Raw genomic sequence first — 14,158 nt, 5'->3', positions numbered from 1 at the left:
GGAGTAAAAAATGGGCGGATTCACAAGCATATGGCATTGGGTCATCGTTTTATTAGTGATTGTGTTGTTGTTTGGGGCTAAAAAGATCCCAGAGTTGGCTAAGGGTTTAGGCAGTGGGATTAAGAATTTCAAAAAGGCCGTGAAAGACGATGAAGAAGAGGCTAAAAACGAGCCAAAAACCCTAGACGCTCAAGCAGCACAAACCAAAGTGCATGAAACTAGCGAGATTAAAAGCAAACAAGAAAGTTAAGCATGCACACTCTCATTAAGGGCGTTTTAGAAGAGATTTTAGAAGAAGAAGTCATTATTGAATACCCTAAAGACAGAGAGCATGGGCATTACGCTACGCCCATTGCTTTCAATCTCGCCAAAGTTTTTAAAAAATCGCCCTTAGTTATCGCTGAAGAGTTAGCCCTTAAAATCAGCACGCACAAAAAAACTCAAGGGTTTTTTGACAGCGTAGTGGCTTGTAAGGGCTATATCAATTTCACGCTTTCTTTAAATTTTTTGGAGTGTTTCACCCAAAAAGCTTTAGAATTAAAAGAACAATTTGGCTCTCAAGTTAAAAACGAACATTCTCAAAAAATCTTTTTAGAATTTGTGAGCGCTAACCCCACAGGGCCTTTACACATAGGGCATGCTAGGGGTGCGGTGTTTGGCGATAGTTTGGCTAAAATCGCTCGCTTTTTAGGGCATGAAGTTTTGTGCGAATATTATGTCAATGACATGGGTTCTCAAATCCGCTTGTTAGGGCTTTCGGTATGGCTCGCTTACAGAGAGCATGTTTTAAAAGAAAGCGTAACTTATCCGGAAGTTTTTTACAAGGGCGAATACATCATTGAAATCGCCAAAAAGGCGAGTAACGATTTAGAGCCAGGCCTTTTTAAAGAAAACGAAGAGACTATCATTGAAGTTTTAAGCGGCTATGCTAAGGATTTAATGCTTTTAGAAATTAAAGATAATTTAGACGCTTTAGGCATTCATTTTGATTCTTATGCGAGCGAAAAAGAAATTTTTAAACATAAAGATGCGGTGTTTGAACGATTAGAAAAAGCGAACGCCCTTTATGAAAAGGATTCTAAAATCTGGCTCAAATCCTCCCTATACCAAGATGAAAGCGATCGGGTGCTCATTAAAGAAGATAAAAGTTGCACTTATTTAGCCGGCGATATTGTCTATCATGATGAAAAATTCAAGCAAAATTACACCAAATATATCAACATTTGGGGGGCAGACCACCACGGCTATATCGCTAGAGTGAAAGCCAGCCTTGAGTTTTTGGGCTATGATTCCAACAAACTTGAAGTCTTACTCGCTCAAATGGTGCGCTTGCTCAAAGATAACGAGCCTTACAAGATGAGTAAAAGAGCGGGTAATTTCATTTTGATTAAAGATGTGATTGATGATGTGGGTAGAGACGCTTTAAGGTTTATTTTTTTGAGCAAACGGCTTGACACTCATTTAGAATTTGATGTCAATACTTTAAAAAAGCAAGACAGCTCAAACCCCATTTACTATATCCATTACGCTAATTCGCGCATCCACACCATGCTAGAAAAATCGCCTTTCTCTAAAGAAGAGGTTTTGCAAACCCCTTTAACCAATTTAAACGCTGAAGAAAAATACTTGCTTTTTAGCGCTTTAAGCTTGCCTAAAGCAATTGAATCTTCTTTTGAAGAATACGGCTTGCAAAAAATGTGCGAATACGCAAAAACCCTCGCCTCAGAATTCCACCGCTTCTATAACGCTGGCAAAATCTTAGACACCCATAAAGCTAAAGAGCTTTTAAAAATTTGTTTAATGGTGAGCTTGAGCTTAAGCAACGCTTTCAAACTTTTAGGCATAGAAATCAAAACCAAAATTTCCGCTAAGGATTAAGCTAATATTTAATTTTTTGTTATAACATTCCCCTTATTTTTTGAAACTAAGGAGAATATTTTGCTTAATCGTATTATAGAACACATGAACGCTCACCATGTTGAAGACATGAAAGGTTTATTGAAAAAATTCGGACAAGTCCATCACGCTGAAAATGTCGCCTTTAAAAGCGTGGATCCTCAAGGCATTGTGATTGGTTACAATAACAATCAAACCTTAAGGATTGAATTTAACCACGAAGTTAAAGACCCCAAAGACTACAAAAACGCTATCATTGAATTGTGCCAAAGCGTGGAAAAAACCCATGATTTAAAAGGCGTGGAAGAAGAAGTTAAAGCCTTTAGAAAAGACTTTGATTCTGTTTGTTTAGCGACCTTACACCCTAATGGGCATGTGGTATGCTCTTATGCGCCTTTAATGACAGATGGCAAACAATACTACATTTATGTGAGCGAAGTGGCTGAGCATTTTGCGGGCCTTAAAAACAACCCCCACAATGTGGAAGTGATGTTTTTAGAAGACGAGAGCAAGGCTAAATCAGCTATTTTGAGAAAACGCTTGCGTTATAAAACCAACGCTCGTTTTATTGAAAGAGGGGCGGAGTTTGACAAAGCGTTTGATTCTTTCATTGAAAAAACCGGTGGTGCTGGGGGCATTAAAACCATTCGCGCCATGCAAGATTTCCATTTGATCGCATTGGATTTCAAAGAAGGGCGTTTTGTGAAAGGCTTTGGTCAAGCTTATGACATTTTAGGCGACAAAATCGCTTATGTTGGGGATAAAGGCAACCCACACAATTTCGCTCACAAGAAATAAACTTTCTCACTCATAAGGGGCAAACGCCCCAAAAGAGTGCTTTTTAAAGAGGTTACGGCAAAATCAAGCTCTTTACTATTTAATCTTAAAAAAGCTAAAAGCCTTTTTATGGGCTAACACCACACAAAAAGCACCAAAAAGTAAAAAAATCACAAAATTTTCTCAAAATGACAAAAAAAACGCTTTTATGCTATTCAGTAATGCTCTTTTTAAGCCTAGCCCATAGTTATTAATCTCTGTTTCAGCAATTGATCACCACCGCAAAAAAGCCTTATTCTAGTAGAAGCCTTTGTTTTTATGAAGCGCTTTTGAAACAAGCTCTATAACGCTAATAACCAACTCTTTTTCATTCAATCGTGGGGTCTCTTTAATAATACGGGTATTGATAAAGGATAATCCTTAAATTTATTCTCATCTCGCTCCCATTATGCACTATCAATTAACAAGTTTCAATATAATATAAGATCTTGTTTTTTTATAACTTTGTTAAGGATTAAAATGCGCGTATTTGTTTGCTTTTTAGGGGTTTTTGTGTCTAACGGCTTGGCTCGTTTTGGCTATGTGGTTTTAATCCCCCTACTCATTTTATCAGGGAGTTTAACCCCACACCAAAGCTTCCAACTGGGTATTGCGGTGTTAATGGGTTATGTTTTTGGGAGTTTTTTAATCCAATTTTTAAGCCCGTTGATGTCATTAGAAAGCATCGCTAAAATCAGTTTTGGCTTGATCGCTTTGAGTTTTTTAGTCTGTTATTTTGATAGTATCCCTTTCTTTTGGCTTTGGATCTGGCGTTTTATCGCTGGTGTGGCTAGCAGCGCGTTAATGATTTTAGTCGCTCCTCTCTCTTTGCCCTATGTCAAAGAACATAAAAAAGCCTTAGTGGGAGGGCTTATTTTTAGCGCCGTAGGCATTGGATCTGTTTTTAGCGGGTTCGTTCTGCCTTGGATTAGCTCTTATAACATCAAATGGGCATGGATTTTTTTAGGGGGTAGTTGTTTGATAGCCTTTATCCTTTCCTTAGTGGGGTTAAAAACCCGCTCTTTAAGGAAAAAATCCGTTAAAAAAGAAGAAAGCGCGTTTAAAATCCCCTTTCATTTGTGGTTATTATTGGTTTCTTGCGCGCTCAATGCGATTGGTTTTTTACCGCACACGCTTTTTTGGGTGGATTATTTGATCCGTCATTTAAATATCTCCCCCACTATCGCTGGAACTTCATGGGCGTTTTTTGGCTTTGGAGCCACGCTTGGCTCTTTAATCAGTGGTCCCATGGCTCAAAAACTAGGGGCTAAAAATGCCAATATCTTTATCCTCATTTTAAAATCTATCGCATGCTTTTTACCCATTTTTTTCCACCACATCTCTTTACTCAATTTAAGCATCTTTATAATGGGAGCGGCCACAACCGCCAATATCAATTTATTCAGCATGATGGCTTTAAAAATTGCAGGCGCGAAGCATTTCGCTCAAGCGTCTTCGTGGGTGGTGTTTTCTTTTGGCATTTTCCAAGCACTTTTTTCGTATCTTTTTACGATCTTTTTAGGGGATTTGGGCTATGTTTTGATTTTTGTTATTTGTGGGGTGTGTTTGGTTTTAAGCTTTATCGTTCTTTTCCCCATTAAAATGCAAACAGCTACCAATAAATAGAAAAATTATGGGGTTTCAAAACCCTTGATGCCGAGAAAATCCTTAAAACCCTTTAAGGAATTTAAGACTTTTTCACGCTCTAAATGGCGCATGATAAAAACGAGGTTAGAGCCGTTTTGATCCTTTAAAATATGTTTAGGCGGGTAAATGACATGCATCACGCCGTTAATACTCACTAAAAGATTGCTTCCAATGTCAATAATCCCCTTGATGCGTAAAATCTGTGTGCCGTATTGATGCAATAACAAACTCAGCCAAATCCCAAACGCGCTCCATTCCATCACCCCTTCAAAATTAATGCTTAAAGTTTCAAAACCTTGCGAGTGCGAATCTTTTGTTGGCAAAATCACACGATGCGCTCTATTTTTGCGTGAAAAGAGGCTCTCATAGTCTATCGCCCTCTTGTCAAAAATTTCCGCACTAGGGTTAAGGAATTGTATTCGTTCTTTTAGTTTTGTTAAAGCCCTGCTGTCGTTTTGTAAATCCGTTTTGGTCAATAAAACGCTATCAGCAAAAACAATTTGCTCTTTAGCTTCGTTGTTTGTTAAATGCGTTTTAGCGTTCAAAACATCCACGCAAGCCACCACGCTTTGAATTTCAAAATGCACCCCTAAAAAAACATCGCTCAAAATCGTCCATAAAATCGGTGCTGGGTTGGCTAAACCGGTGGTTTCAATGATGATGCGCCTTAGAATTTCGCCACGCCATTCATAGTTGTTGAGCGTGGTTTTTAGAGACTCCACTAAATCTAAGCGTTTGTTGCAACACACGCACCCTGCGTTAAGATAGAGCATTTTTTCACCGCAATATTGAACGCTTAAGATGCGCTGATCCAAAGCGGCTTGACCGATTTCATTGATGATAAGAGCGACGCCTTGGTGATCTATTTGGTTTAAATATTCGCTTAAAAAACTCGTTTTACCGCTACCTAAAAAACCGGTGATGAGCGTGATAGGGATTTTGGGCATCAGTGAGTGGCGTGTGTCTGTTGGTTTAAAAACGCTAATAAATTAGAATCTAGTGCGTCCATCTCTTTTTTGGCTAATTTTTGCGCCTTATCCCACAAATCGCCTAAATCATTCACGATCACGCTCTGCCCTTTTTTATCGCACAGCACAAATTTCGCGCCTTGCCAATCATTAATTTTTAGCCCATAAAACGCCAGGATTTGATTGAGCAATCCCACTCGTTTGAGCCGTGCTCTTTTGCGTTCTCTGGCGTTTTCATTTGTGCTAATAAGTGCATTTGGCTCTTTCAAATTTTCATCGCTCCCATAATTTTCATCGCTCCAGTGAAAAGAACTGATAAGCTCCCCGCATAAAACGCACATCTTCCAACCTTTTAATCAAACGCCAAAAATCTTTTTGGCGTTATAGCTATTTTTTTCTGGGGTTTCGTTTTAAGAAATCATCAGCGATTTCATTGAATGTTACCCAACGCACGCCCTCGTGCTTGTTGATATGCTCAATGATTTTTTCATGCATGAGCAACACTTGCGGACGGGCGCTCACATCAGGGTGGATTGTCATGCTAAACACCGCATAATCCATCTCACGATAAACCCAATCAAATTGATCGATCCACATTTGCCCTATATCGTGCGGGCTTACAAAACCAAAACTATTGGGGGATTTTTTGATAAACATCATCGGCGGTAAATCGTCCAAATACCAGTTCGCAGGGATTTCCACCAGATCGGTTTCCACCCCACGGATTAAAGGCTTCATCCAATCCTTGGCTTCCAAACTATAATCAATCTTGCTCCAACTATCCCCCACGCGCACATAATAGGGCGTGAAATCATTATGCATGAGCGAGTGGTCGTATTTGAAGCCGTGTTTTAAAAGCAATTCATTAGTGATATTAGAAAACTCCCACCACGGCGCCACATAGCCTGTGGGGGCTTTGCCGGTGAGATCTTTAATCAATTCAACGCTTTTTAACAAAACATCTTCTTCTTGCTTGGCCGTCATAGCGATAGGGTTTTCATGCGAATACCCATGTGCGCCCACTTCATGCCCTGCATCCACGATCATTTTCATTTGCTCTGGAAAAGTTTCAATAGAATGCCCCGGCGCAAACCAAGTCGCAGGGAGATGGTATTTTTTAAACAATTTCAAAAGCCGTGGGATCCCCACTTCACCCGCAAAAAGCCCACGCGAAATATCATCAGGCGAATCCTCCCCACCATAGCTCCCTAACCAACCAGCCACCGCATCAATATCCACACCATAAGCCACTAAAATTTCTTTTGCCATAATCGCTCCTTTTTAAGTGAGTTTTCCAAACCCCCTTTTGGTGAGTTTGGTGTCAAAATCTTGTAAATAGGGGATTTTTTGGCGTTGCAGTGCCACTTCGTTCAAATCCATTTCAGCGATAATGACCTCATTGAGTTTAGTGGCTTGCACGATGATTTTCCCATTGGGCGCGATGATTCTTGAATCGCCGGCAAACTCTAGCGTTTGTTTTAATTGAGCGTTAGTTTCTTCCCCACTATGATTGCATGCACACACAAAACAGCTATTTTCTAACGCTCTAGCCCTGCTCAATAAATCCCAATTATAAGCCCTAGCTTTGCCAAACGCACTAGGATAGATTAAAATCTCAGCCCCTTGTAACGCTAACAGATTCGCACCCACGCCAAAGCCGATTTCATAGCAAATTTGCAAACCCACTTTCGCGCTAAAATCCCCAAAATCCAGCGTAAAAACCTCGTATTTTTTGCCCCTTTTGAAGCGTGATTTTTCATCGCCCCACAAATAAATCTTGCGGTGTTTTCCAACGATTTTTCCTTTTGGTGGAATGATATAAGCACTGTCGTAAAGTTTTTGATTGGTTTTTTCAATGCTGCATGCCACTAGATGCACTTTATTAGATTTTGCAAAATCGCTTAACGCGCTCAACGATTCGTTTTTTAGCTTTCCATGCTCTATCGCTTTAAAATCTATCCCAAACTCTGCGTCTTTATCATTCACGCAATAACCGCTATCAAACAATTCCGGTAAAACAATGAGATTCGCACCTTTGTCGTGGGCTTCTTTGGCCAGATTGAGCGCTAATTGCAAGTTTTCATTTAAGGCGTAGGGTTTAGATTGCATTTGAATCACGGCGGTTTTCAGGATTCTTTTGGCGGGATTTTTTGTTTTCAAGATCCACTCCCATTTTTGTTTTTATTGTATAGGATTAGAAATTAAAAGAGGATTAAAGGGGTTAAAATCCATGTGAGTTTGTGTCAAAACTTACCATTATTGTTTAAGAATCGTAATAACGCGCTAGAAAGCGAGCTCACAAACACACCGATAAGAAACGACAATCCGTTAAAAAGATGCAAGAATAAAAGCGCTCCTAAAATGCCTAGTAAAACCCCATACCCCCCTAAACGCCACACATTGAAAGACATTTCCAAACCCAGGGCGAATTTTTGGAATTTTTGCTTTTCTTCTTTTTCTCCATTTTGTTTCCTTAAATCCAAACGCTTTTTAACGCCGTAATACGAAGACAACGCCACGATAAAAAATCCTAAAAACCCCCCTTCAAAATTCAAAACCCCTTGAAATGCTTGGAAAAAATAAACGATAATCGCGCTAACTATATTGATAAAAAGTAAAATAAGCAAGCATTGGATTTGGCACATGGGCTTTTATGGTATTTATTTTGTTTTATTTTGTGTGTATTTGGGGTCTTTGGCCAGTTCTTCATAGTCTTTTTGCATGTTTTTATAAGCCTTATAGACATTAAGAAAGCTCGCTAACACGCCCCAAATAACCCCAAGCCAAAAAAGCCACGAAATGTGAGTGAGCTTTTTAAGCCCATAGCCTATAGCCACGCCCATAAGGATCGCTACCACCATAGAAAGCCCCAAGCTCAAATAATTCGCCCCCTCTATGAATTTATAATACTTTGGCTTTTTCAAAAATTCACACACCTTTTATGATTTCATCAAAACTTTCATCAGCCTTTGCGATCGCTAAATCAATCATCTCTTCAGTCATAGGCTCGCAAATAAAGCCGGTTTCAAAGCTTGAACATGCCAAATACACGCCCTTAAAGAGCATTTTTTGGTGGAATTTCGCAAACATCTCCGTGTCGCTTTTTAAAGCGTCATCAAAATTACGCACCGCATTTTCGTTAAAGAAAAAGCCAAACATGCTCCCTCTATTGAGCGTTTCTAAAGCGATGTTATAGCTTTGAGCGCTCTTTTTTAAACCTTGAGTCAAACGAACGGCTAAAGCGTTCAAGCGGGTATAAAGGGTTTTGTCTCTTTTGATTTTATAAAGTGCACTCAACCCTGCGCACACCGCTAGGGGGTTACCGCTTAAAGTGCCTGCTTGATACACGCCTCCAATGGGCGAAAGCAAGTCCATAATTTCCGCACGCCCCCCAAAACACGCCAAAGGAAGCCCCGCACCTATCACCTTACCAAAGGTTACCAAATCCGGCACCACGCCATAAAATTCTTGCGAACCGCTCAAACTCGCTCTAAACCCGCTCATCACTTCATCTAAAATCAGCACCGCTTGGTATTTTTCACACAAAGCCTTTAACCCTATTAAAAACTCTTTTTGAGCCGGCACTAACCCCATATTCCCGGCAATGGGTTCAATGATGACGCAACCCACATTGCCTTTTTTAAAGCATTCTTCTGTGGAGTTTAAATCGTTATAACGGGCCACTAGAGTGTGTTTGCTAAAATCGTTCGGCACGCCTAAAGAAGAAGGAGATCCAAAAGTTGCGCACCCGCTACCCGCTTTCACTAATAAAGAGTCGCTATGCCCATGATAGCACCCTTCAAACTTGATCAAATCGTCTTTTTGGCTATAAGCTCTAGCGAGTCGTATCGCACTCATGGTCGCTTCTGTGCCGCTATTCACTAAACGCACCTTATCTAAGCCTTCATAACAAGAAATGATTTCCTTAGCTAAAGTGGTTTCTAATTCTGTGGGAGCGCCAAAAGAAGTGCCTTTTTTTAATGCATTAATAATATTTTCTTCAATCTCTTCATCAGCATGCCCAAAAATCAAAGGCCCCCAGCTTTGCACAAAATCTATATAATGGTTGTTATCCACATCATAAAGATACGCCCCCTTACCCTTTAAAATAAAGGGGGGAGTGCCTTTAACGCTCTTAAACGCCCTCACAGGTGAATTGACCCCCCCAGCGATCACCTGCTTAGCTTCATTAAAATCATTAATGCTGTGCAACAACTCCATGATTTTACATTATCCCTTGATCATGCTTTCAAATTGGATTTCCACTTGTGACCAAGTCAAGCCCTCATGAAAGCTCTCGCATCGTTTGGCCAAGCTCGCTAATTCGTTTTTCAAGCCAAAATTCAATAAATCCAAAACCCCTTTAACCACGAGCTTATCCTCAGCAATCGTGTATTGCATAGGCACTTTCACCAGCTTTTCATTCATCCTCACATAAGCCGTAAGAGAACCTGCATGATCGCCTTCTATCACATTTCTAAAAGTTACTTTGATGTTAGTGTTTTTAAAAAGAGCGAAAAAAGCTTCTTTAACATTTTTGTTTTTAGTGTCATCGCCTAAATTGACTTTCAAGCTATCCATGCTCGCAGTTGCCCCTTCTAAAAGGGTTTTTAAACTATCTTGAGATTTACCCAATTTATAGGTGATGCTTTCAAAGCTCCCATTTACTGGTGTTTTAGCCTTAGTTTTAAAGGCTGTCCATGTTAGCTTAGCCGAAGATAAATCTAAATTCACCGCTTGCAAAAACCCTGCTAGTAAAACCGATACCAAAACCATTTTTTTCATTCATTATCCTTTAATGTGGTCTTATCAATAACGCTTATTATTTTAGTGTAAACAAGCACGCTTACAACTAAAACGATTCATTTTGATAATCATTTGCACTCTAAAGACGACTCAAGAGATACAATTGCGTTTATTTTAAACTCTTTTTGTAAATAATGCTGACTGAACCAAACTTTCTGAATCATTCATAAAAAAGATTAAAGTGCATGGCTATCGCTATCATCTTGAATACAAAACAATTCATGGCGATCGGAGTTTCAGCCTAAAGCCATCTTCATGCAAATCGCCTTGCTTTAAAAGCTCATTTGCACTAGGGCTAGAATAATGCTTGGCTAAAATAATGAAATAGGCGTTGTTATGCACCCCGATAAGGTTAGGCTGGAAATAAGGGAAAGTTTCAGGGTTTAAAATCCATGTTGCGGCTTTGTTATACGCTACAGAGAGCCTTTTTCCGGCTCCACTACCCCACAAATCATACCCGTTCTCAAAAAGCAATTCGCCTGATATGGTTAGCGCAAGAAGCGCGAAATTGGTATAAGCTATCCCCTTAATGCCCTTTGTAGGGCCGCCATGATAATCGCTCGTATCGCTCCTAGTGATCGCGCTAGCAATAACCCCATTCTCATCTATGGCTTTAAATATCCAATCCTGCCACCGATTAGCGCTGTTTTGCAAAAGGGCATGATCATCTAGCGCTAGCGCAGAACTCACATCAAAAAGAATGCCCCACGCCCCATGGTTAGTGTTAAGAGCTGATTGAGAATACTGACGCATCCGCTTAATGAAATCTTCGTATTCTGGGCTAGGAAACGCCTTTTTGACAAACCAATAAGCCATGTTCATATAAGGCATGTAAAAATTGATATTATCCTCGCTCTGATAAGTGTCTACGCTTTGAAGCTCTTTAGCCCAAGCGTTTAAAATTTCTATAGCTTTTAAGCCGTATGGTTTGTTTTTGCTCACCCAATAGCCTAGCGCTAAGTCATAAGACATGAGAGCGGATTTTTTAAAGCTCTTTGTGCAGACATCAGGCTCTCTAACCCCAGTAAAAGTGTAGTGTTTTGATGCGTTAAGTTGTGCGCATGGCTGTATTGTTTGGGAGAGCTTTTTATCAAGATGGAGTTTTTGGGGCAAATCTCTAGATTTAAAATCCCTAAAAAAGTAATCTTGCTCGGCGTAAGCTTGAACGCAAACGCAAACAAACATGAACGATAAAAACAAAACAAATCTTTTCATTCCTCGCCTTTATTTTAATGGATTATTTTAAAAATAGCGTTTTAGGGTAACGCTTCCAACAACACAAATTTAAGCGCATGCGTATTAAGAGCGCTAACCGCTGAAAGGGGTAAAACAAAGAGCGCTGATTGTTCATTAGGGTTATTTTCAAAATCGCTGGTTAAATTGGGGTGCAAAAACCCTAAATACGGCTCTAAATCAAACGCATTTAATTTTTGTGCTCCCAAATTTAAAAAGGCACAAAAATCTTTAGTCATCTCATCAATGTTTTCTACAACATCGCATTTATTGAGTAACACCCCAAAAGGCTTGTTGGCCAGAGTGGGTGAAAATTTTTCCAACTCCAATCTCAAGCGTTGGTATTGCTCTTTAATACCCAAATCTAACCTAGAAGCGTCTAAAACAAAGGCTAGAACTTTGGTGCGTTCAATGTGCTTTAAAAAGCTAATCCCTAAGCCTTTTCCCTCGCTAGCCCCTTCAATAATGCCAGGAATATCCGCCATTAGAAATCCGCTTTTTTCATCCACGCTCACAACCCCTAAATTAGGCACTAAAGTCGTAAATTCATAGTTAGCGATTTTAGGTTTAGCGTTAGAGATGGTGGAAATGAGCGTGGATTTACCCGCATTAGGGAAGCCCACTAACCCTATATCAGCGATGAGTTTTAATTCCAAACGCACGCATTTTTCAACCCCCTCCAAGCCTTTTTGCGCGTAAGTGGGTTGTTGTTTAGTTGCGCTTTTAAAATGCGCATTCCCTAACCCCCCCTTGCCTCCTTTTAAGGCTAGCACCCTTTTTTTAGGTTCCACTAAATCAAGCCATAATGTATCACCTACAAAAACTTGCGTTCCTGGCGGCACGACAATAATTTTGTCTTCGCCCTTTTTGCCCGCGCAATTTCGTGTGCCTCCTGGAGCCCCGTTTTTAGCCTTATGGTGTTTGGTGCCTCTAAAATTCGCTAGAGTGTCGGTATTGTTATCCACTTCAAAATACACATCGCCCCCATCGCCCCCATCGCCCCCATCAGGGCCTCCTTTGATGACAAACTTTTCTCGCCTAAAACTCACCATTCCAGGCCCCCCCTTACCCGAAGCGATGATGATTTCCACGCTATCTACAAACACAGCTTAATACCCTTTCTTTTATTTGGCAAATCTTTGCATGGATTTTTCCAAATGCGGCACCGCATTGAGTAATTTCTGCGTATAAGGGTGCTTTGGAGCGCTTATCACGCTATCCACATCCCCCGTTTCTACGATTTGCCCTTGATTCATCACGATGATTTTATCGCTAATATGCTCCACCACCCCTAAATCATGGCTGATAAAAATATAAGTCAGCCCCATTTCTTTTTGCAAATCCAAGAGCAAATTCAGCACTTGCGCTTGAATGGACACATCTAGCGCAGACACAGGCTCATCGCAAATCACCACGCTAGGATGCAAAATGAGCGCCCTAGCAATGCCGATTCGTTGCCTTTGACCGCCTGAAAATTGGTGGGGGTAACGATCGATCCATTCTAATTTCAAGCCCACTTTTTGCATGATCTCTAGCACTTTTGCTTTGATTTCTTTTTTTGAAAAATGAGAATTTAACAGCAAGGGTTCAGCGATGATCTCGCCCACTTTCCAGCGAGGGTTTAGGCTAGAATAAGGATCTTGAAAAATCATTTGCACCTTTTTGCGGTAATCAAACCAATCCTGTTTGCTAAAATGCAAATGGCGCTTGCCATTGAAATAAATCGCCCCGCTATCTTGCCTTTCAATCCCGGCTAAAATTTTAGCTGTCGTGCTTTTCCCGCAACCGCTCTCCCCCACAATGCTTAAAACTTCATTTTGTTCCACTTCAAAACTGATCCCATTGAGTGCATGAATCACTCTTTTAGGCTTGAATAACCCCCTGTCTATCGCATAGGATTTTTTCAATTCTTTAATTTCTAAGAGCTTCATCGCAACTCCTTTTGAAAACTCAAATAATCTGTATTTTCATCCACGGTTTCTAAGCGTTTTTTGCGGTATTCTTTGCCCGGTTTAGGGATCGCGCTTAAAAGAGCTTTCGTATAAGGGTGTCTTGGATCAGCAAAAAGCTCTTTCGCGCTCGCTTGCTCCACCACATGCCCTTTATACATCACCACCACTTCATCAGCGATTTGTGCCACCACGCCTAAATCATGGGTGATAAACAAAATAGAAGTGCCTTTTTTTTGTTGCAACTCTTTCATCAATTCTAAAATCTGCGCTTGAATGGTTACATCTAACGCTGTCGTAGGCTCATCAGCGATCAAGATTTCAGGCTCACACACCATAGCCATAGCGATCATCACCCTTTGGCGCTGCCCCCCGCTGAGATTGAAAGGGTATTCGTGGTATTTGTCCCCTGCATGGGGAATGCCTACGCGCTCTAACTCATAGACCACCCTTTCTAAGCGTTCTTTTTTATTAAGGTTAGGGTGGTGGATTTTCAACACTTCATTGATTTGAAACCCCACCGTGTAGGAAGGGTTCAGGCTTGTCATAGGCTCTTGAAAGATCATGCCAATTTTTTTACCTCTGATTTCTTTTTGCATCTGCTTTTCTTTGAGTTGCAACAAATCCTGCCCTAAAAATTGAATGCTCCCCCCTACAATCCTGCCTGGTTTTTCAATCAACCCTAAAATAGAGAGCGAAGTGATGCTTTTCCCGCTCCCGCTCTCCCCTACAATGCAAAGTGTTTGAGACTTTTTCAAGCCAAAACTCACGCCATCCACTGCTTTATTCACGCCCTTATCGGTGAAAAAATAAGTTTTTAAATCTTTAACTTCTAAAATCATG

At 40.5% G+C, this 14,158-nt stretch carries 16 protein-coding genes; 4 read left to right on the top strand and 12 right to left on the bottom strand.

The window, feature by feature from the left end:
- Positions 1 to 10 precede the first annotated feature (10 nt).
- The 4 genes from tatA to HG567_RS01495 all read left to right on the top strand — a co-directional run bounded on the left by tatA (position 11) and on the right by HG567_RS01495 (position 4,338).
- Positions 11 to 250 carry a twin-arginine translocase TatA/TatE family subunit gene (tatA, locus tag HG567_RS01510; RefSeq protein WP_000508577.1) on the top strand — a complete coding sequence of 80 codons (240 nt, stop codon included), beginning with the start codon at positions 11 to 13 and terminating at the stop codon, positions 248 to 250.
- 2 nt (positions 251 to 252) lie between these two features.
- Positions 253 to 1,878: an arginine--tRNA ligase gene (gene argS, locus HG567_RS01505; protein ID WP_202163872.1), complete on the top strand. Its 1,626-nt coding sequence runs from the start codon at positions 253 to 255 to the stop codon at positions 1,876 to 1,878.
- Between the two features lie 60 nt (positions 1,879 to 1,938).
- Positions 1,939 to 2,694 (top strand): HugZ family heme oxygenase, encoded by a 756-nt coding sequence (locus HG567_RS01500; protein WP_000934558.1) that lies wholly within the window; start codon positions 1,939 to 1,941, stop codon positions 2,692 to 2,694.
- Between the two features lie 498 nt (positions 2,695 to 3,192).
- Entirely contained in the window at positions 3,193 to 4,338 is a 1,146-nt protein-coding gene (locus tag HG567_RS01495; RefSeq protein ID WP_101022292.1) for a YbfB/YjiJ family MFS transporter, read from the top strand.
- Between the two features lie 5 nt (positions 4,339 to 4,343).
- Here HG567_RS01495 and HG567_RS01490 read toward each other — a convergent pair whose 3' ends face one another.
- From HG567_RS01490 to HG567_RS01435, 12 genes are all read right to left on the bottom strand, one after another.
- Positions 4,344 to 5,306 (bottom strand): CobW family GTP-binding protein, encoded by a 963-nt coding sequence (locus HG567_RS01490; RefSeq protein ID WP_202139917.1) that lies wholly within the window; start codon positions 5,304 to 5,306, stop codon positions 4,344 to 4,346.
- Positions 5,306 to 5,668, bottom strand: coding sequence for a hypothetical protein (locus HG567_RS01485; RefSeq protein WP_202139916.1), 363 nt, complete (start codon positions 5,666 to 5,668; stop codon positions 5,306 to 5,308). Before HG567_RS01485 ends, HG567_RS01490 begins: the two co-directional genes overlap by 1 nt.
- Before the next feature lie 46 nt (positions 5,669 to 5,714).
- A complete protein-coding gene (locus HG567_RS01480) occupies positions 5,715 to 6,596 on the bottom strand; it encodes a polysaccharide deacetylase family protein (RefSeq protein ID WP_001040399.1) in 882 nt (293 codons plus the stop codon).
- 12 nt (positions 6,597 to 6,608) lie between these two features.
- Positions 6,609 to 7,487, bottom strand: coding sequence for a carbon-nitrogen hydrolase family protein (locus tag HG567_RS01475; RefSeq protein WP_202139915.1), 879 nt, complete (start codon positions 7,485 to 7,487; stop codon positions 6,609 to 6,611).
- 83 nt (positions 7,488 to 7,570) lie between these two features.
- Positions 7,571 to 7,972 carry a hypothetical protein gene (locus HG567_RS01470; RefSeq protein WP_033594602.1) on the bottom strand — a complete coding sequence of 134 codons (402 nt, stop codon included), beginning with the start codon at positions 7,970 to 7,972 and terminating at the stop codon, positions 7,571 to 7,573.
- Between the two features lie 15 nt (positions 7,973 to 7,987).
- Positions 7,988 to 8,251: an AtpZ/AtpI family protein gene (locus HG567_RS01465; RefSeq protein WP_000743087.1), complete on the bottom strand. Its 264-nt coding sequence runs from the start codon at positions 8,249 to 8,251 to the stop codon at positions 7,988 to 7,990.
- 4 nt (positions 8,252 to 8,255) lie between these two features.
- A complete protein-coding gene (gene hemL / locus HG567_RS01460; RefSeq protein ID WP_202139914.1) occupies positions 8,256 to 9,548 on the bottom strand; it encodes a glutamate-1-semialdehyde 2,1-aminomutase in 1,293 nt (430 codons plus the stop codon).
- 9 nt (positions 9,549 to 9,557) lie between these two features.
- Positions 9,558 to 10,112, bottom strand: a complete 555-nt coding sequence (locus HG567_RS01455) for a YceI family protein (RefSeq protein WP_000738967.1) — start codon at positions 10,110 to 10,112, stop codon at positions 9,558 to 9,560.
- A gap of 240 nt (positions 10,113 to 10,352) precedes the next feature.
- Entirely contained in the window at positions 10,353 to 11,348 is a 996-nt protein-coding gene (locus HG567_RS01450; protein ID WP_202139913.1) for an alginate lyase family protein, read from the bottom strand.
- 41 nt (positions 11,349 to 11,389) lie between these two features.
- Positions 11,390 to 12,472, bottom strand: a complete 1,083-nt coding sequence (gene obgE, locus HG567_RS01445) for a GTPase ObgE (protein ID WP_202139912.1) — start codon at positions 12,470 to 12,472, stop codon at positions 11,390 to 11,392.
- Between the two features lie 18 nt (positions 12,473 to 12,490).
- Positions 12,491 to 13,297, bottom strand: a complete 807-nt coding sequence (locus HG567_RS01440; protein WP_000770467.1) for an ABC transporter ATP-binding protein — start codon at positions 13,295 to 13,297, stop codon at positions 12,491 to 12,493.
- Positions 13,294 to 14,157, bottom strand: a complete 864-nt coding sequence (locus HG567_RS01435; RefSeq protein ID WP_108296399.1) for an ABC transporter ATP-binding protein — start codon at positions 14,155 to 14,157, stop codon at positions 13,294 to 13,296. The genes HG567_RS01440 and HG567_RS01435 overlap by 4 nt, the downstream gene beginning before the upstream one ends.
- Position 14,158 lies beyond the last annotated feature (1 nt).

It is taken from the genome of Helicobacter pylori (genome assembly GCF_016755635.1).
Lineage (GTDB): Bacteria > Campylobacterota > Campylobacteria > Campylobacterales > Helicobacteraceae > Helicobacter > Helicobacter pylori_CQ.
This window is presented reverse-complemented; position numbering and strand designations above follow the sequence as displayed.

What these genes read in the sequence shown, in the direction of transcription:
- tatA (WP_000508577.1), top strand. Translation starts at nt 11, where the DNA reads ATGGGCGGATTCACAAGCATATGGCATTGGGTCATCGTTTTATTAGTG.
- argS (WP_202163872.1), top strand. Translation starts at nt 253, where the DNA reads ATGCACACTCTCATTAAGGGCGTTTTAGAAGAGATTTTAGAAGAAGAA.
- HG567_RS01495 (WP_101022292.1), top strand. Translation starts at nt 3,193, where the DNA reads ATGCGCGTATTTGTTTGCTTTTTAGGGGTTTTTGTGTCTAACGGCTTG.
- HG567_RS01490 (WP_202139917.1), bottom strand. Translation starts at nt 5,306, where the DNA reads ATGCCCAAAATCCCTATCACGCTCATCACCGGTTTTTTAGGTAGCGGT.
- HG567_RS01485 (WP_202139916.1), bottom strand. Translation starts at nt 5,668, where the DNA reads ATGTGCGTTTTATGCGGGGAGCTTATCAGTTCTTTTCACTGGAGCGAT.
- HG567_RS01480 (WP_001040399.1), bottom strand. Translation starts at nt 6,596, where the DNA reads ATGGCAAAAGAAATTTTAGTGGCTTATGGTGTGGATATTGATGCGGTG.
- HG567_RS01470 (WP_033594602.1), bottom strand. Translation starts at nt 7,972, where the DNA reads ATGTGCCAAATCCAATGCTTGCTTATTTTACTTTTTATCAATATAGTT.
- hemL (WP_202139914.1), bottom strand. Translation starts at nt 9,548, where the DNA reads ATGGAGTTGTTGCACAGCATTAATGATTTTAATGAAGCTAAGCAGGTG.
- HG567_RS01455 (WP_000738967.1), bottom strand. Translation starts at nt 10,112, where the DNA reads ATGAAAAAAATGGTTTTGGTATCGGTTTTACTAGCAGGGTTTTTGCAA.
- HG567_RS01450 (WP_202139913.1), bottom strand. Translation starts at nt 11,348, where the DNA reads ATGAAAAGATTTGTTTTGTTTTTATCGTTCATGTTTGTTTGCGTTTGC.
- HG567_RS01440 (WP_000770467.1), bottom strand. Translation starts at nt 13,297, where the DNA reads ATGAAGCTCTTAGAAATTAAAGAATTGAAAAAATCCTATGCGATAGAC.
- HG567_RS01435 (WP_108296399.1), bottom strand. Translation starts at nt 14,157, where the DNA reads ATGATTTTAGAAGTTAAAGATTTAAAAACTTATTTTTTCACCGATAAG.